Annotated in this window: 17 protein-coding genes; 10 read left to right on the top strand and 7 right to left on the bottom strand. The window is 60.0% G+C overall.

Features of this window, described 5'->3' with window-relative positions; all coding sequences use genetic code 11:
• Positions 1-42: 42 nt before the first annotated feature.
• Genes HUV48_RS06855 through HUV48_RS06865 form a run of 3 tightly spaced genes read right to left on the bottom strand, consistent with a single transcriptional unit; the run spans position 43 to position 2,668 of the window.
• The gene (locus tag HUV48_RS06855) at positions 43-834 is read right to left on the bottom strand and encodes an SDR family NAD(P)-dependent oxidoreductase (protein WP_176267041.1); all 792 of its coding nucleotides are present in this window, start codon (positions 832-834) and stop codon (positions 43-45) included.
• The gene (locus HUV48_RS06860; protein WP_176267042.1) at positions 831-2,024 is read right to left on the bottom strand and encodes a zinc-dependent alcohol dehydrogenase; all 1,194 of its coding nucleotides are present in this window, start codon (positions 2,022-2,024) and stop codon (positions 831-833) included. Before HUV48_RS06860 ends, HUV48_RS06855 begins: the two co-directional genes overlap by 4 nt.
• A complete protein-coding gene (locus tag HUV48_RS06865) occupies positions 2,021-2,668 on the bottom strand; it encodes an SRPBCC family protein (protein WP_176267043.1) in 648 nt (215 codons plus the stop codon). The genes HUV48_RS06860 and HUV48_RS06865 overlap by 4 nt, the downstream gene beginning before the upstream one ends.
• 283 nt (positions 2,669-2,951) lie before the next feature.
• Between HUV48_RS06865 and HUV48_RS06870 the strand changes: the two genes are divergently transcribed.
• The gene (locus HUV48_RS06870; protein ID WP_176267044.1) at positions 2,952-3,446 is read left to right on the top strand and encodes a YciE/YciF ferroxidase family protein; all 495 of its coding nucleotides are present in this window, start codon (positions 2,952-2,954) and stop codon (positions 3,444-3,446) included.
• Between the two features lie 177 nt (positions 3,447-3,623).
• Positions 3,624-4,478 (top strand): archaetidylserine decarboxylase, encoded by an 855-nt coding sequence (asd, locus tag HUV48_RS06875; RefSeq protein ID WP_176267045.1) that lies wholly within the window; start codon positions 3,624-3,626, stop codon positions 4,476-4,478.
• 28 nt (positions 4,479-4,506) lie between these two features.
• Here the strand turns inward: asd and HUV48_RS06880 are convergent, their stop codons facing one another.
• The gene (locus tag HUV48_RS06880) at positions 4,507-5,241 is read right to left on the bottom strand and encodes an EcsC family protein (protein WP_176267046.1); all 735 of its coding nucleotides are present in this window, start codon (positions 5,239-5,241) and stop codon (positions 4,507-4,509) included.
• A 140-nt stretch (positions 5,242-5,381) separates the two neighbouring features.
• Between HUV48_RS06880 and HUV48_RS06885 the strand changes: the two genes are divergently transcribed.
• A complete protein-coding gene (locus tag HUV48_RS06885) occupies positions 5,382-6,776 on the top strand; it encodes a DUF2264 domain-containing protein (protein ID WP_176267047.1) in 1,395 nt (464 codons plus the stop codon).
• A gap of 18 nt (positions 6,777-6,794) precedes the next feature.
• On the opposite strand, the gene HUV48_RS06890 is transcribed toward HUV48_RS06885, so the two are convergent.
• Together HUV48_RS06890 and HUV48_RS06895 are read right to left on the bottom strand one after the other, a co-directional pair.
• Positions 6,795-7,754 carry a glycosyltransferase family 2 protein gene (locus HUV48_RS06890; RefSeq protein ID WP_176267048.1) on the bottom strand — a complete coding sequence of 320 codons (960 nt, stop codon included), beginning with the start codon at positions 7,752-7,754 and terminating at the stop codon, positions 6,795-6,797.
• 43 nt (positions 7,755-7,797) lie between these two features.
• Positions 7,798-8,988, bottom strand: a complete 1,191-nt coding sequence (locus HUV48_RS06895; protein WP_176267049.1) for a glycosyltransferase family 61 protein — start codon at positions 8,986-8,988, stop codon at positions 7,798-7,800.
• Between the two features lie 296 nt (positions 8,989-9,284).
• On the opposite strand from HUV48_RS06895, the gene HUV48_RS06900 reads away from it, so the two are divergent.
• From HUV48_RS06900 to HUV48_RS06910, 3 genes are all read left to right on the top strand, one after another.
• Positions 9,285-10,790, top strand: a complete 1,506-nt coding sequence (locus HUV48_RS06900) for a lipopolysaccharide biosynthesis protein (protein ID WP_176267050.1) — start codon at positions 9,285-9,287, stop codon at positions 10,788-10,790.
• 64 nt (positions 10,791-10,854) lie between these two features.
• Positions 10,855-11,775, top strand: coding sequence for a glycosyltransferase family 2 protein (locus HUV48_RS06905; protein ID WP_176267051.1), 921 nt, complete (start codon positions 10,855-10,857; stop codon positions 11,773-11,775).
• Between the two features lie 77 nt (positions 11,776-11,852).
• Positions 11,853-13,004, top strand: a complete 1,152-nt coding sequence (locus HUV48_RS06910; protein WP_176267052.1) for a glycosyltransferase — start codon at positions 11,853-11,855, stop codon at positions 13,002-13,004.
• A gap of 16 nt (positions 13,005-13,020) precedes the next feature.
• Here HUV48_RS06910 and HUV48_RS06915 read toward each other — a convergent pair whose 3' ends face one another.
• Entirely contained in the window at positions 13,021-13,695 is a 675-nt protein-coding gene (locus HUV48_RS06915) for a glycosyltransferase family 25 protein (RefSeq protein WP_176267053.1), read from the bottom strand.
• Between the two features lie 202 nt (positions 13,696-13,897).
• On the opposite strand from HUV48_RS06915, the gene HUV48_RS06920 reads away from it, so the two are divergent.
• The 4 genes from HUV48_RS06920 (at position 13,898) to glgB (ending at position 22,589) form a co-directional block, all read left to right on the top strand.
• The gene (locus tag HUV48_RS06920) at positions 13,898-14,626 is read left to right on the top strand and encodes a hypothetical protein (protein ID WP_176267054.1); all 729 of its coding nucleotides are present in this window, start codon (positions 13,898-13,900) and stop codon (positions 14,624-14,626) included.
• Between the two features lie 603 nt (positions 14,627-15,229).
• On the top strand, positions 15,230-17,185 hold the full coding sequence (locus HUV48_RS06925) for an alpha-1,4-glucan--maltose-1-phosphate maltosyltransferase (RefSeq protein ID WP_176267329.1): 1,956 nt from the start codon (positions 15,230-15,232) through the stop codon (positions 17,183-17,185).
• Positions 17,182-20,406 (top strand): maltose alpha-D-glucosyltransferase, encoded by a 3,225-nt coding sequence (gene treS, locus HUV48_RS06930; protein WP_217906715.1) that lies wholly within the window; start codon positions 17,182-17,184, stop codon positions 20,404-20,406. The genes HUV48_RS06925 and treS overlap by 4 nt, the downstream gene beginning before the upstream one ends.
• Positions 20,403-22,589 carry a 1,4-alpha-glucan branching protein GlgB gene (gene glgB / locus HUV48_RS06935; protein ID WP_176267055.1) on the top strand — a complete coding sequence of 729 codons (2,187 nt, stop codon included), beginning with the start codon at positions 20,403-20,405 and terminating at the stop codon, positions 22,587-22,589. Before treS ends, glgB begins: the two co-directional genes overlap by 4 nt.

Below are 22,589 nucleotides of genomic sequence, written 5' to 3' on the forward strand. Positions count from 1 at the left end.
CAAGCGAAGGGGTCCGGCGCCAGCCAGACCCCTTGCGTGATGCTATTCCGGTTTGGCGAGGCGGCGGTGCATTTTCGCCACCAGTTCGTCGGGCAGTATGCCGGCGAACACGTCTTGCACCTTGTTCATGAAGCCGCTGACTTCCTGCGTCTCGCCTCTCAGCAGCGCGTCGTAACCGTCGCGCGCGACCTTCGCCGGATCGGCCTTGTTCTTCATCTGCCCGGCCTGCGTATCTTCCATGTCCGCCCGCTCGAAGAATTGCGTATCGGTCACGCCAGGCATCAGGCAGGAAACGACGACTTCGGTGTTCTTCAGTTCATTGGCGAGGCCGACGCAGAAATCGTTCACGAATGCCTTGGTCGAATTATAGACGAGTTGGTATGAGCCGGGCATATCGCCCGCGATCGAGCCGGTGACGAGAATGCGTCCTTCGTTACGCAGCACCATCTCCGCGCCAAGCTTGTGAATCAGCGATACCGTGCCTTTTACGTTGGTATCGATGACATGCGCGATATCGTCCCATTCCTGGGTAAGAAAGGCGTCGCCGAGCCCATGTCCGGCATTGGCGATCAGCGCGTCGACGGGCCGATTGCCGATTTTCTTCGCCAGGGTTTCCACCCCGTCCTTCGTGCCGAGGTCGACCTTCAACGTCTCTACATCCGATGCACCATGCTGCTTCGCGGCGTTTTCGGCTTCGGTCAGGTCGCGGTCGGCGACGAGCAGCAGCGCGCAGCCGTCCTTGGCAGCCAGCTTGGCCAGTTCCAGGCCGATCCCGCTGGAAGCGCCGGTGACGACGCAGTAGCCGGTCAGTTTGTCGATGGGGTTCTTGCTCATGCAGCTTTCTCCTGTTCCATGCCGGGTTTGAGGATAACCTTGGTCCAGCTGTCCTGTTCTTCCCTGAAATTCTTGTAGCCACGAGCAGCGTCTTCCAGCGGCAGCCGGTGCGAGATAAGGAACGTCGTATCGAGCATTCCGTCCTCGATCTTCTCGAGCAGATCCTTGGTATAGCGCTGCACGTGAGTCTGGCCGGTGCGAACCTGCAGGCCCTTTTCCATCAGCGCGCCGAGCGGAAACTTGTCGGTCATGCCGCCGTAGACGCCTGGGATCGAGACCCTGCCGCCCGGCCGGACGGCGAGAATGGCCTGTTTGAGCGCGCTTGCGCGGTCCGCTCCGATGCCAATCTTCTGCTTCGCGATGTCGAGCATGTTGTCGATCGCGAAACCGTGCGCTTCCATGCCGACTGCATCGATCACCGCGTCGCAGCCGATCCCGCCCGACATTTCCATCAGCGCCTCGCGCACATCGGTCTTGCGGAAGTCGATCACCTCTGCGCCAAGTTGCTTCGCGAGTTCCAGCCGGTGCGGGTAGTGATCGATCGCGATGACCTTGCTCGCGCCCATGACGATCGCCGATTGGATCGCGAACAGGCCGACCGGACCGCAGCCCCAGACCGCTACCGTGTCGTCAGGTTCGATTTCGGCGTTCTCGGCACCCATCCAGCCGGTCGGGAGGATGTCGGACAGGAACAGCACCTTGTCGTCTTCCAGATGATCGGGAATCACGATGGGGCCGACGTCGGAAAACGGCACGCGAACATATTCAGCCTGCCCGCCCGAGTAGCCGCCGGTGAGGTGCGAATAGCCGAACAGCCCGGCCATCGGGTGGCCGTAGAGGGTTGCGGACATGTCCTGTTTCTCGGCCGGGTTCGAATTTTCGCAAGCCGAGTACTGCTTGATGTTGCAATGGAAGCAGCCGCCGCAGGCGATCGTGAAAGGCACGACCACGCGCTGGCCTTTCTTGAGCGTACTGTCGCTTCCGGTTTCCACGACCTCGCCCATGAACTCGTGTCCGAGGACGTCGCCCGGAAGTACGCCGGGAATGACGCCGTCATAAAGATGCAAGTCGCTGCCGCAGATGGCGGTCGATGTGATCTTGAGGATCGCATCGCGCGGATTGATGATTTCAGGATCGTCGACGGTATCGACGCGGACATCGTGCGTGCCGTGCCAGGTAAGTGCTCTCATTGTCCGCTCTCCTGTTGCTTGGCTTTTCGGGTCTGATCTTTCGTATGGGCCGAGGTGGCGATTTCGCCGGTTTCCATCAGCATCTTGAAGCGCTTGAGATCGTGGCGCGCCTGCACCTGCGGTTCGCGCTGGAACAGCTTTGCGATGGCGCGGCCGAGTTCGCCGGCGGGCGCGTCGTAGAACATGACCAGCGATACCCGCGTACCGCGATCGCCCGGCGCGTCTTCGAAGGAAACTTCGCCGTTCGTTTCGATGTCGGAATCGTCGAGTGAGGTCCAGGCGATCATCTCGTTCTCGCGGTCCTGGCTGACCTCGGTCTTCACATTGACTGTCTGGCCGGCCGGAGCTTTGATCACCCAGACATGCGCGCCGCCTTCTTCGCGAATGGTCTCGACGTTTTCCATGAACTGGGGAAGGTTCTGGAAATCGCGCCAGAATTTGTACAGTTCGGCGCGCGGCTTGCGGATCGTCACGGTCCTGCCGACGATGGCGTTGTCCGTTCCGGGCTGCTTGCGGGTATACAGCGGGGCATCGTCGTCCCCGCCCTTTCTGCGCTGCGACAGAAAGCCAGCGAATGCGGCGCCGCCGGCAGCGAGCGCGACGCCGGCAATCGTCCCGGCTAACCCGATATTGCGGTTACTCATATCATCGCTCCGATTATGAATGGTCTCCAAACCAACGGGGCGATTTCGCAGAAGTTGCACCTTCGCAAAAATAAAGTCCGCTTCGCGCGAACGCGGTGCCAGCTACAGAAAATCGATCGTAGAACTTTTGTTTATGACAAATGTGTGTTTGCCGGGAAAATCCATCAGCGGGGATTTTTACGGGCAGCGTTTTAGTTACGCGCTGTGGAACACAACAGGGCGGCCATGCTTCAATTAAGGTCCGCACGATTGGCGGACGTCATTCAACGGAAGAGGACCGATCATGTCTGCCCCCAAGAATCTCGAAGATTGTTATACCCACGAACTCGCCGACCTCTGGTCCGCGAACGATCAAATGGAGAAGGTCGTGCGCGACCTTGCCGCCAAGGCCAGCGACAGCAAGCTCAAATCCAAGCTCGAAAAAGGGGCCAAGGGCATCTCCGAGCACACCAAGGTCATCAAGTCGCTGCTCGACGACATGGGCGAAAGCGAGAAGGAGCATTGCAAGGGCATGGAAGGGCTCGTGAAGGAAGCCCGCAAACATGCGCTTGAGGAAGACATTTCCGACGGCGACGTGCGCGACGTCGTGATCGTTTCGCAGTATCAGCGCATGTGCCACTACGGCATTTGCGGTTTCGGCACGACCAAGGCGTTCGCTGATGCGCTCGGAAAAAAAGATCACGTCGAGAAGCTCGATAAGATCACCGAGGACATCTACGACACCGACGAAAACCTCAGCGATCTCGCGGAACGCAGCGTCAATATTTCTGCCAAATAAAACGTAAGCCGCTACCTTTCTCGGTCGGCGGGCGATGCCGCTGGCTTGAGAAAGGGGCGGAACGCCCTAGGTACTGTCGGACCCCATATGTTGCGGTTGGCCCTTTGCCCGGCAAAAAGCTTGCCCTAGCAACGGCTGGGACTTTGCCGGTAATTCCGCATCTTCGATAAGGTTTCGATGTCCGATCGTCTTTCCGTTCTTTTTCAATATCTGCTTCCGAAGCGCCATCTCACGAGCTTCGCCGGGCGAGTAGCGGGCGCGCGCGGAGGCAGAGCTACGACCCGCCTGATCCGCTGGTTCGCCCGGAAATACGGCGTCGATATGAGCGAGGCGGCAAATGCGGACTTGGCGAGCTACGCATCGTTCAACGACTTCTTCGGCCGGCCTCTCAAGAAAGGGGCGCGGCCGCTGGCGTCGGCTGACTTCGTCAGCCCGGTCGACGGCGCGATCAGCCAGTTCGGACATATAGACAACCATCAGATTCTGCAGGCGAAGGGGCACCTATACACTACGGTGCAGCTCGTCGGCGGAGACGAAAAGCTGGCGGCCAAGTTCCGCGACGGTAGTTTCGCGAACCTGTATCTTTCGCCGAAGGACTATCACCGGTTGCACATGCCTTGCACGGCGCGGCTGCAACGGATGATCTACGTTCCCGGCGCCTTGTTCTCCGTCAATCCCGTTACCGCACGGGGCGTGCCGGGCCTTTTTGCGCGCAACGAGCGCGTCGTCTGCGAATTTCATTCCGAAGCGCACGGTCCGTTCGTGATGGTGCTCGTCGGCGCGACCATCGTCGGCAGCATGGCGACCGTCTGGCACGGCGTGGTCAACCCCAAGCGGTCCGGACGCGTGGCGGAATGGGATTACTCGGACAGTCCGGTCGTGCTCGAAAAGGGCGAGGAGTTGGGCCGCTTCCTGCTCGGTTCGACAGTTATCATGCTGTTCGAAAAAGACGCCATCGCGTTCAACGCGGACTGGAAGCCCGAAGGAGCGGTTCGTCTGGGCGAGGCAATGGGTAATCAGCCCGACCGCTAGTTGCGTTTCGGACAGGCAGCGTTGCGGTTCAGACCGTGGCTGTATCGCCGCGCTTCAGCCGTCGTTCCTGGAAAGCGAACCGCGCCGCCTTGCCGACATCGTTCTGGAACGACGAGTTCACGATCCCGCCGACCACCGAACCGACGATCGGTACGATCATGCCCGCGCGGCTGCGAAAGGCGTTGAAAGCGATCGCGCGCGAAATGCGTTCGACCGCCTGGTCCACTACGGGTGTGATGTGTTCGTGGTCGGCATCGACGAGTTCGCCGTGGGGTCCAATCCCGGCCTCGAGCGCAGCGATCCGCTGATTGCGCGTGTCGGGATCATCGAGAGCGGCAAGCTCGAGGATCTGTAGCCGAAACAGTTTTTCTGCCGGTCCGTCGCCCTCGTAGCCGTAGGCGCGGCCCGTATCACGGATGGAGCGAAGCGCAATGGCGATGGTAGCCGGAATGTCGGCTCCCATCGATAAAGCGCCGCCAAGGCCCGCTGCGGCCCCGGTCGTCGCGCTGACGCTGCGCGCGGTGCGTACGACGGTTCTGGCAGCGTCGTGGGCGGCCTCGATATCGGCTACATCGTGATTGAAGCGGACGAGCTGCGGAGCGCCGACTGCACGGTCGAGGCCTTTGAGGACCGCTTCGACGAGGCTTTTCGGAATGACGCTTGCGATCGCTGCGCCGAACGGATGCGTCAGCCGCTCGATTCCGCGGCCGAGGCGGGAGGGTTTGCTGCGCCGGAATTTCTGCTGCTGTTTCTGGATGTCCATCTTCACCAAATACCTGCGCGCCGAACGCGTTCCGGCTTTCTGCGAGACGCTTGGTTTCCGGACTGCTTTCGTATCAAGCTGAAAGCGAACGACAGGTCACTAGCCTTGCCAATCGTGTTCCCATGCTCGATCATCGCGGCGTGGGGAAATTGACCAAATTAACTCTCGGACTGCGAAACAGTATCTGGCTGGCCCGCGCTTTCGCCAAGCGTTCGGCATTCCCGGTCGAGGCGGAGCGGTGGCTGGACGGTTTCAAGGACGGAAAGTGCGACAATGCATCCTACGATGGTCTTTTCCGCTACATGGTTCTGTCCTGGAAGACCTATCGTCATGCGAACAGGACCGGCGCCACTTATCCCGGCCATTTGAGCTGGAGCGGCGTCGAGTGCGATGCACTCGAGGGCTTCGCTCGCTTGATGCCGCTATTCGGGGCGTGGTGCCATTCCGGTCGCGAGCCTGTGATCGAGGTTCGTGGCGAGAAAATAGACTTGGCCGACGAGTTCCGCAAAGGCATCGTCGCGGGGACTGATCCAGCATCCTCCTGCTATTGGGGCGATATGCCGGGCAAGAGCAACCAGCGGATCGTAGAAGCCGCGGACGTTGCGTTAGCGCTCTGGCTCTTTCGCGACTTGGTTTGGGACGGCCTGACCCCGGCGCAGCAAAATCAAATTCTCGATTGGCTTTGCCTCGCCAGGGGGCGTCCCGGGCTCGACAACAACTGGCAATTGTTCTTCGTACAAATCGACCGGGTGGTCCGCGCGTTCGGCAGGGAGGACGCAATCGACCGACCGCGCGAGAGGTATGCGCGGATCAAGGATTTCCATCTCGGGGACGGCTGGTTCGAAGATGCTGGCCGGGTCGACCATTACAATGCCTGGGGTTTCCATTATGCGCTCCGCTGGATCGATCGGATCGATCCGGGGTGGGATCCGGAATTCATCAGGGCGATACAGAGCAAGTTCGTCGATCAGTACCGCTATCTCTTCGGTCGCAACGGCTTTCCCGTAATGGGCCGCAGCATTCCTTATCGAATGGCGGCGCCAGCGCCGTTGGTGGCCGGAGTGGAGCGGTACTGGATCGAAGCGGGGCAAGCTCGCAGGGCATTGGACTGCGTCTTGTCGCACTTCATTTCGCAAGGGGCCTTGGCCGGCGGAATGGTTTCCCAAGGTCTTACGGGGACCGACACACGTTTCCTCGATCCGTATTCGGGCCCGGCGAGCAGCTTCTGGTCCCTTCGCTCTCTCGTGATGGCCTTTCATTATCCTGAGGGTCATCCGTTCTGGACGGACGAACCCGTTCCATTGCCGGTAGAACAGCGGGACTTCGATCTTGTTCTCGAAGCGCCTCGCTGGCGGATAACCGGCCGTGCCGGCGAGGTTACCCTGCATTTACCCGCCAATCGGGGAAATTCTCCCGGCGCTTTCCAGCCCGCGAGCCGTTACTTCAAACTGAAGAGCATGCTCGGGATTGCTCGACGCCCGAAAAACAATGGGCCGAAATACGATCGCGAGACATATACGCATCACCTGGATTAGCCGGTCGGCACCTGTCCTTCAAATTTCCTCGCTGTTACCAATGCCCGCGCGAACTTGATCTGCCTGAAATTCGTAACGATCTTGCGCCAGACCCGCTTTTGTCATTGCGCACATGACAAAATCCTTGGCGAGTTCGATCGGGCCGGGCTCGTTGCGCGTAATCCCCCTTTCGGCGCGCGCTTTCATCGCGGGAAAGCCTTTTGCATCATGGGCAATGAATGAGTAGGCGCGGCGTAAGGGAACAGCAAAAGCGTTTTTACGCCCTTGTTCCTGAAGCATTCCTTCGATGCGTTCGATGACATCAAGGCGGGAAGACAAGCCCTTTTCCGTAAATCGCTCGCCACTTAAAGAAGTGGCTCCTTGCGGGATCCGGCGGTAATACGATGTGCCGCCCGTGGTCCGGATGAATGGCACGCCCGCAACGAGCGCGCGCATGACGATATCACCATCTTGATTATTCGCAGTCGCCGGGTTCCAGCCGCCGCTTCTCTCGTAAGCGGACCGCGACCAGAGGACGCAGCAGGGCGGGTGATACCAACCCGAGAGCCATGCGGCGAGCGGGTGCTGCCCCGCCTTGCGCGGCGTACAGGTTGCCGGGCGTACTTGCCACTCGCCCTGATGCATCTCGTAGCGTTTCCATTCGCACGCAGCGATGGCGTCCGGCTGCTCGGCAAGCACCTTGGCAAGTTCTTCCAGGACGTTCTTACCCAGAATGTCGTCCGCATCGAGAAACATGATCGCATCGCCGGTCGCTTCGGCAGCACCGGAGAGGCGAGCGGCCGATGCGCTGGGAATTTCCTCCGTCTGGACGCGGACCGGTGTGGGATAAGCGGAGGCAATCGCCATGGTGTCGTCGCTCGAACCGTTGTCGACGACAAGCAGTTCGAGGGGCGGCAGCGTTTGGGAAAGAACAGACTCGATCGCCTCGGCAATGTATTCTTCCCCGTTGAGGACGGGCATGACGATCGAGATTCTCATCGCTTTACTTACCATGCATGGACCCTGCGAGACACAATTCTGACTATTGTTCAAGGGTTTTGAGCGCGGCAGCGATCGCTTCGGGCCGAACGGTCATGTCACGCTTCAGCGGAACCGCATCGCCTTCGCAAACCTCGGCTTCAACCAGCGCATATCGCAGCTCCATGGCGCAGGCGAGGGCATAGAAGTTCGGGTTCGGAAAGCCCAGCCAAGCGATTTCGAGTACGGTCGAACCCGCCGGGCAGAACATCATGTTGGTAAGGCCGGCCCCGTGCGGCCCCGCCAGGATTTGGGTCTGCGACATGAGTTCGATCTGCTCTTCGAAACCCAGATCTTCCATGAATACCCGTTCGAAACCGGCTTCTTCGAACAACGGCCAGATCTCGTCCTCATTGGCGAGTTTTCTGATCGCGGCCTTTTTTCGGCTGATGAAGATGCGCCGCGATGCGGGTGCGCCGCCGGCGGGCGCGATCGCAGCCCTGACCGGTTTAAGCAAGTCCCCGCGGAAGCGGTCGGTTTCGAGCAGGGTCAGTTCCCCGACTTTCAGGACTTCCCCCGGCTCGAAGGTCGGAAAGGCAGAGGGATCGAGGCCAAGCATTTCGATGGACCGACGCATGACGGGTGTCATATTCGTGGGCAGTAGGACGTCGTTCAGCCGATCAAGCTCCTTCAGCAGCACCAGCTTGGGCAGATGCGCGGTCAGCCAGTGCGAATGGTTGGCATAGGAGCGTTCGCAGAACCACGTTGCCTTCTCGATATGCCACGCACTTTGTGCGTCCAGCAGGACCTTCGCGTGAAGCGGCCGGAAGACTACTTCGCGCATGTTGATCGCCCGGTTATCGTCCGTCAGGATTGCCGGATAGAACAGGCCGCTGTCGTCCGTTCCCGTTATGACAGTGGCGTTTTGCATGACTGTGAAGCGGGTCGGCGAACTCAGCCGGTTGGGCACGTCGTACATCGAATAATGCCACCAACCGCTATCGCGGGGGAGCTTGTCGCGATCTGTCACATTGACCGGCAGGGGATTGGCGGCGTGTCGTTCGGAATGGACAATTTCCGGCTCGGCAAACTTTCGGCCGCCGCGGCTTCGGCGTTCGTGATACTCGAGCGGAGTCTCGTTCTTGAGATCGCGATAGCCTACGCGGGCCGGAGATACTCCGACTTCGACGAGTGACCTGCGGATAGATCTGGCCAGCCGCCGACCAATTGAGCGCAAGCTTTGGACAATGTTCATGATTTCGCGCTTAATCCTTCCGCCGAGCGGTTGTCCAGTGATGCGGGCGTCAGCATCGTTGTGGGACAACTCGCAAATTTCATTAAGGATACCGACGGTGCCGAATTCGACCCCTGCAATGCATTGCGTTGCAAAACCTCGGACGACTGGTAGAGGGCGGCCTTCGACACGCAACCGGCCTCGGATCACACGGCCCGCGGCGACGAATGTAGTGCCGTACCGCGGAGTTCCTTACATGGTCGCTTGCAGTTCGAACCATCAATCTGCGCACTAATATCAGGTAGTTTGGTAGTTTCATGTCCGGAAAGAAGGGTTCTGTCGTCAGAGGGGTGGCTTGGGTCGGTCTCGGCCGCGCCGCGTTTATCGCGATCTCTTTCGTCAGCACGATTATCCTCGCGCGTCTCCTGACGCCCGATGATTTTGGTATCGTCGCCATAGCGAGCGCCGCGGCCGCCGTAGTCGCGGTGGTGGCGGACCTTCCCTTGTCTCAGGCGGTTATTCATCACGACGACCCTCAAGACGAGCATTTCCATACCATCTGGACCTTTGGCCTCATCAGGGGCGTATTGATGGTTGCTCTCATCGGCGGCAGTGCGCCGTTCGTCGCGGACTTCTACGGTGATGAGCGCGTCACCGGCCTTCTTATCGCTCTTGCGTTTTCATCGGCGCTCGGGTCGCTGCAAAATCCGGTAATTGCCCTGTTCGAGCGCGATCTCGTGTTCTGGCAGACAATTGTTCTTAACTTGGCCGATCGCCTCGTCAATTTCGCCGTCTCAGTCTCTATCGCCTACATTTATCGTTCGTACTGGGCAATCGTGCTCGGGATTCTCGCCGCAGCCCTAGTTAGATTGATACTTTCGTATGTTTTCCGTGCGTATCGCCCCAGACTGTCGCTATCCAAGGCGCGCGAACTCATGTCATTCAGTATCTGGCTTACGCTGGGCAGCTGGGTTCAGGCGCTGAACGCTAAAGCAGATCCCCTGGTCGTCGGATATTTCGTGAGGACGAACCAACTCGGTATCTATTCGATGAGTCAGCGGCTTGCGAGTATGACAGTCGGTCAGATCCAGTCCCCCATTGCCATGGTCCTGTTTCCCACGCTTGCCAGGATGAAGCACGATCCGGTTCGCTTGCAGTCGGCCTATCTACGCGTGCAATCTGTATTCTGCACCGTCGCCTTCCCCGTCGGAGTTGGCATAGCCGTGCTTGCCGATCCGATTGTGAGACTAGTCCTTGGCCCGCAGTGGATCCCGACTATCCCGATCGTGCAGGTATTCGTTTTGATGCAGGCTGCGAATGCAGTTCAGCATGTCGGACCGATTTCGCTCGCCACAGGACATACGCGAGCCCTCTTTTGGCGCGACTTGCAGATACTCACCCTTCGAGCGCCGCTGTTGATCGGAGGTATTCTGATCGGGCGTACGAGCGATATCGGCATGATCCAGGGAGCAGTGTACGGTCTCGCCGTAAGCCAGGCGATCATGATCGTATGGTCCATCAGGCTGATCGGTACCTTGAACGGGATCGGTCTGAGAGACCATTTCAAGGGAGCCTGGCGCCCGCTTCTCGCCTGCGGGATCATGGCGGTCTCGGTCCTTGCAGCACACGCTGCGTTAGGACCTATGACCCCCGCCATAGAGGGCTATGCAACGACGGCCGCTCTCATTCTGCTGGGTGCAGTAACGTATTTTCTGAGCCTGTTTTCATTGTGGATATTGAAAGGCCGTCCGGCGGGGCCGGAACAGGAAGCCCTCGATATCGTTAGACTTGGACTGAACCGCTTGCAGCGTAGTCCTAGCTAACCGGGTTGGGGAAGCGGTCTGCGCCGGGCAAGCGACCGCTTCGGATAAGGTATTTGGATTGACCATGCCCGGTAGCATTGCCGTCATCGTTCCGACGTTCAACGCGGAAGCTTTCGTCGAGCGAGCGATAAGTTCGGCGCAGGGACAAGACCATGTCGCCGAAATAATTGCCGTGGACGATGCTTCCACGGATCGAACATGTGACGTGGTTGAGGCCCTTGCCAAAGACGATACGCGCATTCGCCTCATACGCAACGCAGCGAATGGCGGCCCGTCGGTGGCGCGCAATGCCGGCATCGATGCGGCACGTTCCGACTGGATTGCCATTCTGGATGCCGACGATGCTTACGGTCCCGACCGTTTCGGCCCGCTACTTCGGCGCGCGGATCGCGATGAAGCCGATATCGTGAGCGACAATTTGACGTATTACGATCTGCCGCATGACGAGATACTCGGCCCGGCGGTGCATCCGGAACCCGCGGTTCAGCAGGTCACTCTGGAGAAACTATTCCGTAGCACGCCTACGGGAGGGCGGGACTACGTCACGCTGAAACCCGTCTTTCGCCGCGATTTTCTTAACAAGAATCGCTTACGATATGACGCGTCGATCCGGAACGGCGAGGACTTTGACATTCTGGCGAAGGCGCTTCTTGCTGGCGGGAAGTTCGTAGCGTCCCTCGCGCGAGCAACGTACCTCTACACGACGCGGGAAAGCGGCACGAGCAAAACGCTGCTCGACTACGATCCTGTCATTGCACAGAGCGAAAAGTGGCTCCGGCATCCGGCTTTTCGGAGCGATGAAGAACTCCGCCGCCTAGCAGAGGAGAGGATCGACATCCTGCGCCGGCGGCAGTTGGACAGGCGAACGGGCGAGGGGGGTATCGCCAAGCGCGTCGGCACCCTTGCCCTTGCTCTTCGTTCTCAAGCTGGACGCGAATGGCTGGGCGACTGGTTCAGGGCGCGCCTGCAACCTAATCCTTCATAAACTTCGTATATCAGGAAAGGCTCTTGCGGCGAGACGCCGCGGCCGCTGTTTGCGACTGTCAGGATAGAAAAGAGATAATGGAACAACAGGGAAAAGTTCTGTGCATCGTCGTGCCGGATCTGTTTCGGATAACTCAGACCTTCTTCCACGAGCATATCGCTCGTATTCATCCCGGCAAAACGGTCGTCGTCCATCTGTCCTCTACCGGGCAAGAGGCGCTGACGGATGTGCCGGTCTGCGAAATTTCGACTGAGCCGCTTTGGCCGAAAACGTCTCTGCCCTTAATGGGTAAGGTCCTCGACGTCGCCAACTCGATCCATACGAGCAGGCTCAGCGGCAAGGACGAGGCGCGGATCGAAGCGTTTTTCGCGAAGCACGGAGTGACGCACCTCTTCGCCGAGTTCGCAACTTCTGCATCCCTGGTCCTTGAACTGGCGGAGCGCCTGAACTTACCGCTGACTTCCCTAAGCCATGGATGGGATATCAATATTATGGGGGGAGGCCGTGTCTGGCGGAAACGCTACGAACGGTTGTTTGCTTCGAGCACGAGATTAGCAGCCGTATGCGAGTTCTTGCGGCAACAGATGCTTCTTCTCGGGGCACCGCCGGAAAAGGTTTCGATTATTCCCTGCGCCGTCGAAGCGGCGAATTTCGAGGTTGCAGAGCAAGGCAGCTCTGTAAGGGTAGTCATGGTCTGCCGCCTCATCGACCAAAAAGGCCCGCTTCAAGCGCTACGCGCCTTTGCGATCGCTCATAAAGAACGGCCGCAGTTGACCCTCGATGTTGCGGGCAATGGTCCGCTCGAGCAGCACTTATTGGCTGAGATCGACCGGCTTGGTCTGACCGAGGCCGTGAACTTCCACGGCGACATGCCCCATGAAGAAACCCTGTCGCTGATTGCGAACTCTCAGATCTTCATCCAGCATTGCATGACGCTGCCGGGCAAGGGGATTGAATCGCAGGCGATTTCGCTGCTTGAGGCCATGGGTCACGGGCTCGTTCCTGTCGTCTCCCGCCATGGCGGCATGGCGGATCACGTCAAGCATGGCGAGCGGGGATGGCTCGTCGAAGAAGGCGACGAGGCAGCAATGGCGAAGCATATTGTGGCGATGAACGATGACGCGGATGCGCGTCGCAGCATCGGCGCGAAGGCGCGAACTTATGTTCTCGATAACTTCAGTCGCGAAAGAATTTACCCGGTGCTGCGCGAAACGATCGGTCTCGTTTAACCCGGCATTATGGGCTTCAGCTTCGCGCTTTCGTGCGCAACTTTCTCAGTCCTCCCGCCAGCATCCGGGTTGGGCCGAAGCGGTCCCAAGGCCGCGGAGCGATATCGCTGGCCGAAGATCGTTGAACGCCGATCGGCGGAACTGCGAAATACGTCGGCGTTTCAGGATGTGAGCGCCGATACCAGATGTAAGCGGCATCGATCGGCGGATGGATACCTTCGTACTCGAGGTTTTCGAGGTACTCGCTGACCAGCCTTGCACCGCGCGCACTGAACCCCATCATGTGCGCCATCTCTATGTCGCTGTGCATGAGGTCAGAGGGATCTTTCGCGTTGTAACCACCATAGAAAATGTCCCAATCGTCGGTAGCCGCCGCTTCTTCGATATCGGTGGTAAAGTCGCAATCGTCTTCCAAGATCAGAAGGGAATGCCCGTCCGACGCTGCTTCAGCGAGCAGGCGCTTGTGACTTTCGTAGACGCCGTGCGCTCCAACCGAAGTGAAGTCTCCTCGCTCGGCAGGCCTGATTGCATCGAAGAAACGTACCCGCGGGTCACTAAGCAGATTGACCTTCGCAAGCTGCGATTCCATCTCGCTGCGACGGTCCTTCCGTTCGGGCAGATTAATGATACGTATCGAATCGAACGCATCAAAGATGCGAGGGCTTTCCGAATGTCTTTGGAATTTGGACATAAGTTCCTGCTAGTCAGATCGCTCGGTTCCCTCAAGTGCGCGGAGAGACTAGGCGAAGTTGGCCTTCACCCAAGCAACAGAAGCCCCGCATTGCGCGCCATATAGTGAGTTCTAGAAAGAAATTGATAAGAATATGACAAATCTTCCGCACCTCCATTCGCTTTGGGTCGGGCCCAGGCTGCAATATTTAGAGCGACTATGCTTGGCTTCGGCCAAGGCGGCAGGGCACGAATTCACGATCTGGAGCTACGAACCGGACAAGCTGCAAAACGTGCCGCCGGGAACGGATCTTCGCGATGCAGCCGAAGTCATGCCGCAGGAAAGGCTTTTGCGGTATCGCGATTCCGGTTCGGTCGCACTGGGTGCAAACCTATGGCGGATAGAACTGCTGGATAAAGGGTACGGCTGCTGGGTCGACATGGACCTGGTTTTCCTGCGGCCCTTTGACTTCGGACAGGACTACATTTACGGATGGGAGTACGAGGACTGGATCAACAACGCGATCCTCATGGCGCCGCAGGGATCCAAGATGGTTGATGATCTCAAGAAGATTCCGCAGCCAAATCGACGGCCGCCGTGGTATGGGCCGAAGCGGAGCCTCGCCTTCTACTGGTCGTTGCTGCGAAACGGCGGAATGGAACTGGAGGATTACCCCTGGGGCACGTTCAGTGCCGGACTGGTGACTTACGTCGTCAAACGCAACAGGCTTTCGCATTACGCGTCCGCGCCTGAAGTATTCTATCCGGTTCGCTGGAAGGACGCCCGCAAGGTTTACGAACCTGCCGAGGTGGTCGAGGCAATGTTGACGGAGGAGACGCGCACGGTTCACCTGTGGCATTCTCGCCTCGAGGGTTTGCGCGACGCCCCGCCGCCGAAAGGCAGCTTCATCGACAAGATGTGCGAGCGGTTCGGCGTCGACTCGACTTATTGAGCGGATCGCGCTGCTTCGTCAGCGCAATTGGATAGCGCTACAATTCGACCTGGCGGGCTAGGGCCGGCTGGCGATGTCTGCCGCGTCGACGCCCCGCGCACCTGCCGTTGGCTGCCAAACAATCTCCATGAGTCCTCGGGACCGGTCTCGGCATGCGAAATGTTCGTCTGATCCTTGGCGAGGTTAGCAAACATTTCGATTTGAGAGACGCGCGATCGGGCTGGTCTCAAGGCAAGATAACCCACGTTTGCCTCGAGCGGCATATCGTATTGGTGAAGGTTTGCGGGAACGATGAGAGCGCTCAGCGTCTTTTATTAGAAACCCGAAACTTCAAACCGATAAGACGCCTTTGCCGCTGGACGCCCGCCACTTTCGAAGCATTTCCACCGCGACTGTCGCTGCAGCCGATCTGCGCAGTGGTCGGGCCGGGACACTAGACAGAATTGGCTTCGGCTGTCGGAAATACGCGAGACTAGCCTCAATCTCCTGCCATTCGCTGATGGTGGCAATCGGCTCAGCCCTCAATCATTCCCTGCCAAACGGTAATCACCCATGAAGCAACCCAGAACAGTCGCCGGAACCCCGAAACGTCGAGCCGCGAGCATGCTGCGAGACCTCCCTCGTCTGGTGCTTGAGGATTTGTCTCCGGCGCTGAATGGCGGTCAATTCCCGGTCAAAAGGGTCGTCGGCGACGAGGTGGCGGTAGAGGCCACGCTGTTCGGAGACGGTCACGAACAGCTTGCGGCCGAACTGCAGTGGCGTGCCGCTGGCGAAAGAAACTGGCAGCGCGCGCCGATGGAGGAGTTGGCAAACGATCGGTGGCGCGGCGCTTTCTCGCTCGATACCATGGGTCGATACGAATACGTGGTCGAAGGCTGGCTGGACCGCTTCGGCGGCTTTCGCAGAGATTTCCGAAAGAAGCTCGACGCCGACGTCGCTCAGGATGTGGACCATGCCGAGGGCCGGCAGCTGGTGGAGGAGGCCGCCGCGCGGAGCAAGGGCAAGACTGCGACGGCACTGAAAAAGCAGCTTGCGGCTCTCGAAAAGGCGGAAGGGGAGAAGAGTGCCAAACTCTTGCTCGCCGACGATCTCGCGGAATTGATGCATGAAGCGGACGACCGGCCGCACACCATCCGTTCCGAACCGCAGCCGGTCGACGCCGAGCGCGTCGCTGCCCGGTTTTCGAGCTGGTACGAACTTTTCCCGCGGTCCATGACCGGCGACAAGGGACGCCACGGTACCTTTGCCGACGTAATCGACCACTTGCCGCGCGTGTGCGGCATGGGTTTCGATACGCTCTATTTTCCGCCCATCCATCCGATCGGCAAGACCAACCGGAAAGGGCCTAACAACACGCTCACACCTGAAGAAGGTGACCCGGGCAGTCCCTACGCGATCGGCAGTGCTGAGGGCGGGCACGATGCGATCCATCCCGAACTGGGCACGTTCGAGGACTTCGACCGGCTCGTGCAGGCTGCTGCCGAGCACGGGCTGGAAATTGCGCTCGATTTCGCCATCCAAGCGGCCCCCGATCATCCGTGGCTGAAGGAACATCCCGGCTGGTTCGCGTGGCGACCGGACGGTAGCATGAAATATGCCGAGAATCCGCCGAAGAAGTATCAGGATATCGTGAATGTGGACTTCTACGGTCCGGACGCGGTTCCGGGCCTGTGGGAAGCCTTGCGCGATGTGGTCCTGTTATGGGTCGATCACGGGGTGAAGACATTCCGCGTCGACAATCCGCACACCAAACCCCTGCCGTTCTGGGAGTGGATGATCGGCGAAGTGCGGGCGAAGCACCCCGAGGTCATCTTCCTGTCCGAGGCGTTCACCCGTCCGACCATGATGTACCGTCTGGCGAAAGTCGGCTTCAGCCAGTCCTACACCTATTTTACGTGGCGCAACGAGAAGCACGAACTGATCGACTACATCACGGAGCTGACGACCGAGGCGCCGAAGGACTTCTACCGGCCGCATTTCTTCGTCAACACGCCGGACATCAACCCGGTCTTCCTGCAGAAGGGCGGGCGACCCGCGCACCGGATCCGCGCCGCGCTGGCCGCGACGCTATCGGGCCTCTGGGGCGTCTATTCGGGCTTCGAGCTATGCGATGCGACGCCGCTGGGGCCGGATAAGGAAGAGTATCTCGACAGCGAAAAATACGAAATCCGGCCGCGCGAGTGGCGGAGCGCGAACGATATCGTGGACGACATCACCCGCTTCAACGAACTGCGGCGCGAACACCCCGCGCTGCAGACACATCTCAATACGCAGTTCTATCTGGCGCATAACGACAGCATCATATGGTACGGGAAACCTTCGCCCGATGGCTCGGAAATGATCATGGTCATGGTCAGCCTCGACCCGCATTATCCGCAGGAATGCGACTTCGAAGTTCCGCTATGGGAGTTCGGCCTCGGTGACGATGCAACCATTCCGGTCGAAGATATGTTCGGCGGCTACCGGTTCGAGTGGCACGGCAAGTACCAGCACATCGCCCTCGACCCTGACGAGCCCTTCCGCGTGTGGCGTCTGGCTAAACCGGGAGAGAACGCATGAACAAGCATACGGTACCGAACACCATGGCCGCCACCGTTACCGGCGCGGACGATCCCTACTGGTACAAGGACGCGGTAATCTACCAGCTCCATGTGAAAAGCTTCTTCGATTCCAACAATGACGGGATCGGCGATTTCGCGGGATTGATGGAGAAGCTCGACTATGTCGCCGACCTCGGCGTCACGGCCATCTGGCTGCTGCCATTCTATCCCAGTCCGCGCCGCGACGATGGGTATGATATCGCCGAATACCGCGACGTATCGCCCGATTACGGCACGATCGAGGAAGCGCGGGCTTTCGTGGAGGCTGCGCATGAGCGCGGCATCCGAGTCATCACCGAACTCGTGATCAACCACACGAGCGACCAGCATCCTTGGTTCCAGGCGGCCCGCAAGGCCCCTCCCGGCAGCCCCGAGCGCGAATTCTACGTATGGTCGGATGACGACAAGCTCTATTCGGGCACGCGCATTATCTTCCTCGACACGGAGAAGTCGAACTGGACCTGGGACGAGGAAGCTGGCGCCTATTTTTGGCATCGTTTCTACTCGCACCAGCCCGACCTCAATTTCGACAATCCGAAGGTGCTTGAAGAAGTGCTTTCGGTGATGCATTTCTGGCTCGATGCCGGGATCGACGGGCTGCGTTTGGACGCAATTCCCTACCTGATCGAGCGCGACGGTACCTCGAACGAGAACCTGTCCGAAACGCATGACGTTCTGAAGAGAATCCGCGCCGATCTGGATGCACATTACGAAGGCAAGATGCTGCTCGCCGAGGCGAACATGTGGCCGGAGGATACGCAGGCCTATTTCGGGGAGAAAGAGACCGGCGAAGGCTCAATTACAGACGAATGCCACATGGCGTTCCACTTCCCCCTGATGCCGCGCATGTACATGGCGGTGGCGCAGGAGGACCGCTTCCCCATTACCGACATCATGCGCCAGACGCCGGACATTCCCGACGATGCGCAGTGGGCGATCTTCTTGCGCAACCATGACGAGTTGACGCTCGAAATGGTTACCGACGCCGAGCGCGACTATCTGTGGAACACCTATGCCGCGGACCAGCGCGCGCGCATCAATCTGGGCATTCGCCGCCGCCTTGCGCCGCTGATGGAACGTGACCGGCGGCGGGTGGAGCTCATGAATGCCCTGCTGCTGACCATGCCCGGAACGCCCGTGCTGTATTACGGTGACGAGATCGGCATGGGAGATAATATCTTTCTCGGCGACCGTGACGGTGTCCGCACGCCCATGCAGTGGTCGCCCGATCGCAACGGCGGCTTCTCCAAGGCCGATCCCGCGGCGCTTAGCCTGCCGGTGATTCAGGATCCGCTGTACGGCTACGAAGCGGTCAATGTCGAAGCGCAGGAACGCGACCGGCATTCGCTGCTCAACTGGATCAAGCGCATGCTCGCGGTACGTAAGGAGCATCAGGCTTTCGGACGCGGCACGCAGACTTTCCTGCGTCCGCGCAACCGCCGCATCCTGGCTTACCTGCGCCAGCACGGCGACGAGACGATCCTGTGCGTCGCCAATCTCAGCCGGACCGCGCAGGCAGTGGAGCTGGACCTGCATAACATGGAAGGTTTGACCCCGGTCGAGCTTTCGGGCGGCACTGCATTTCCCAAATTGGGCCAGCTACCATACATGCTCACGCTGCCGCCCTATGGCTTTCTCTGGTTCGAATTGACCGAGGAAACCGAAGCACCCGACTGGGCCTCGGCCGCGCCGGGCGCCGAGGTGGAACGCCATACATTCGTGCTCCGGCCCGAACTCAGCGACGTGACCGAGGGCGAAAACGGACGGGTCCTCCGACGCGAAATCCTGCCCGAGTACCTTACCCATCGCCGCTGGTTCGGCGCGAAGGACGAGGCGATCGAAAAGGTCGATTTCGCCGCTGTCATGCCGCTTCCCGGACAGGACGATCTGCTGCTCAGCGAGATCGCTGTTACGACGAAGAGCGGCACGGCGCGCTACGCGCTGCCCCTCGGGATCGCCTGGGAAGGCGAGCAACACGGCCCCTTCGCGTCCAACCTCGCAATCGCGAGGGTCCGGCGAGAGCGTACGGTCGGCCTGCTGACCGACGGCTTCTCGCTCGGCGAATTCGCGCGCTCGGCCCTTACCGGAATGCGCGATGGTACCGTTGTGCCGGCAGAAGGCGGCGAATTGCGCTTCGAGGCGACCGAGCAGTTCGATATCGATCCTGCCGCGGAACCCGAATGGATCGCCGCCGAGCAGTCCAACAGCACCATGATCGTAGGCAGTAAAGCCGTGCTCAAGCTTCTCCGCAAGCTTGCGCCCGGCGTCCATCCCGATGCCGAAATGGTCCGCTATCTGGCCGACAACGGATTCGAAGGCGTGCCGCCGGTACTTGGCACGGTGAAGCGTGTCGAGGACGGCGATGAAACGCTTCTGATGCTGGCGCAGGCTTTCGTCTACAACCAGGGCGACGGTTGGCAATGGACGCTGGGATCGCTCGAACGGCTCGTTGCCGATACCGACTGGAGCTTTTCGAACTACGAGAATTTCGCCGCCAATCTCGGCCGCCGGCTGTCGCAGATGCACGAGACTTTGGCGCGCGATACGGAGGATCCGGCATTTGCGCCAGAGCCGCTCGACGCGAAGGGCGCAGACGCGCTCGCCGAACGGATCGTCGGCGAACTGGACCGCGCGCTCGCTCGTCTGGAAGACGGCCACGAGCTTGCAGAGAAGGCAGCAGCTCTGAAATCGCGTATCGCCGAAGTGGCGAAATCCGCCGAGGGAACGCTGCGTACCCGCATTCACGGCGACCTCCATCTCGGGCAGGTGCTCGTCACCGGAAGCGATGTGATGATCATCGACTTCGAAGGCGAACCTACCCGTCCGCTGGCCGAACGCCGGGGGAAAGACATACCGCTGCGCGACGTCGCAGGTCTGGTCCGCTCCTTCGATTACGCCGCCGCCGTGGCCGAACGCGGCCGCCCGGCCGCTGCCGATACATGGGAAACGCGCGCCGAAGCCGGCGTTGCGGAATTCCGTACGCGCGCCATCGAAGCTTTCCTCAAGGGGTATGGCTTCGCGGATGGCGGCGAGCGCGACCCGCTTCTCGACCTCTTCATTCTCGAAAAGGCGGCGTATGAAGTATCGTACGAAGCCGCCAACCGGCCCGACTGGATCGAGGTGCCTGCCGCAGGCCTCGCCCGGGCGGCCGACAGACTGCTTTCCGGAGATGCCAATTGACCGTTCACGACGAAATACTGAGTTCAGCCACAGCGGCTCTCTTCGAAGGACGCCTGGACGATCCCTTCGCTCTGCTCGGTCCTCACGCGTCGGAGGGCGGCACGCTGGTGCGCACTTTCCAGCCGGGCGCCGAGAAGGTCGAGTTGGTTACGCGGAAGAAGGCTTCGTCCCGCGGCACGCTGGAAGAGGTCGGCCCCGGCCTGTTCGTGGGCAAGCTTCCGAAGAAGGGCGACTATGCGCTCCGTATCACGTGGCCCGGCGGAACGCAGCAGGTTACCGAGGACCCTTATTCCTTCGGCACGGTGCTGTCAGATTATGACCTCCACCTGTTTTCCGAAGGCCGGCATCTCGAGCTCGCCAAGGTGTTCGGTGCGCAGCCGACCGAAATGGACGGTGTGGCGGGCGTAGCGTTTTCGGTATGGGCGCCGAACGCGCGGCGCGTGTCCGTCGTGGGCGAATTCAACACGTGGGATGGCCGCCGTCATCCCATGCGGCTGAGACATTCTGCGGGTGTCTGGGAATTGTTCGTTCCGCGCCTCGGTGCCGGCGAACTCTACAAGTTCGAGATCGCCGGTCACGACGGCAGCGTGATCCAGAAGGCGGACCCCATCGCCCGCGCAACCGAGGTGCCCCCCGGAACCGCGTCCATCGTGGCGCCCAAGCCGGACTTCGCGTGGTCGGATGAAGACTGGATGAAGAAGCGCGCGGCACGTCAGGCTTCCGATGCGCCGATTTCGGTCTATGAGGTTCATGCCGGATCGTGGAAAGCGGACGAGGGCGGCGAGCCGCTCGACTGGCGCGGCATGGCGGACAAGCTCGTGTCCTACGTCGTTTCCATGGGGTTCACCCATGTCGAGCTACTGCCGATCATGGAACATCCGTTCGGCGGCTCTTGGGGCTATCAGCCCCTGTCGCAATTCGCGCCGTCAGCGCGGTTCGGTGATCCCTCCGACTTCGCCTACTTCGTCGATGCCTGTCACCAGGCCAATATCGGAGTTATCCTGGACTGGGTGCCGGCCCACTTCCCTTCAGACGCCCACGGCCTTGCCCATTTCGACGGTACACATCTTTACGAACATGCCGATCCCAAGGAGGGCTTCCACCAGGACTGGAACACGCTGATCTACAATCTCGGACGGCAGGAAGTGTCGGGCTTCCTACTCGCCTCCGCGATCTGGTGGCTCGAGGCATTCCATATCGACGGACTGCGCGTCGATGCAGTCGCATCGATGCTCTACCGCGACTATTCGCGCGAAGCTGGAGAATGGGTGCCCAATGTCCACGGCGGCCGGGAAAACCTTGAAAGCGTGGCGTTCCTCAAAGCGATGAACGAAGCCGTGGCCGAGCGTTGCCCCGGCGCGATTACCGTAGCGGAGGAATCGACCGCATGGCCGGGCGTAACCGCGCCCGTCGCCGATGGAGGGCTCGGCTTCGACTACAAGTGGAACATGGGCTGGATGCACGATACGCTGCAATATATCGAGCACGACCCGGTCCACCGCAAATGGCATCACGGTGAACTCACCTTTCCGATGGTCTACGCCTATTCGGAAAAATACGTATTGCCGATCAGCCATGACGAGGTGGTGCACGGCAAAGGTTCGCTATGGGCGAAGATGCCCGGCGACCGCTGGCGCAAGTTCGCGAACCTGCGCGCCTATCTCGCCTTCATGTGGACGCATCCGGGAAAGAAGCTGCTATTCATGGGCTGTGAACTCGGCATGGAAAGCGAGTGGAACCACGATACGCCCCTTCCGTGGCACCTGCTGGAGCAGGACGAGCATGCCGCCGTCCAGCGGCTGCTGCGCGATCTCAACCGCCTCTACGCGGACGAACGACCGCTTCATGCGCGCGACTGCAATCCGGGCGGGTTCAAGTGGATCGTGGGCGACGATGCGCAGAACAGCGTCTTCTCTTTCGTTCGGTGGGATGAAACGGGCGAGCCGATCGTCGCGGCGTTCAACATGACGCCGACACCGCTGCACGATTACCGGATGGGTCTGCCGCGCGCCGGAAAATGGCGCGAAGTACTCAATACCGATGCGCAGGATTACGGGGGCAGCAATATGGGCAACAGCGGCATTCTGGAAGCGCAGGAGGAAGGAATGCACGATCAGCCGGCATCCGCCGCACTCACCTTGCCGCCGCTGGGTGCGCTGGTGCTCAGCCCGGCCAGCGACTGA

This window comes from Qipengyuania atrilutea (genome assembly GCF_013370205.1).
Taxonomy (GTDB): Bacteria; Pseudomonadota; Alphaproteobacteria; order Sphingomonadales; family Sphingomonadaceae; genus Actirhodobacter; species Actirhodobacter atriluteus.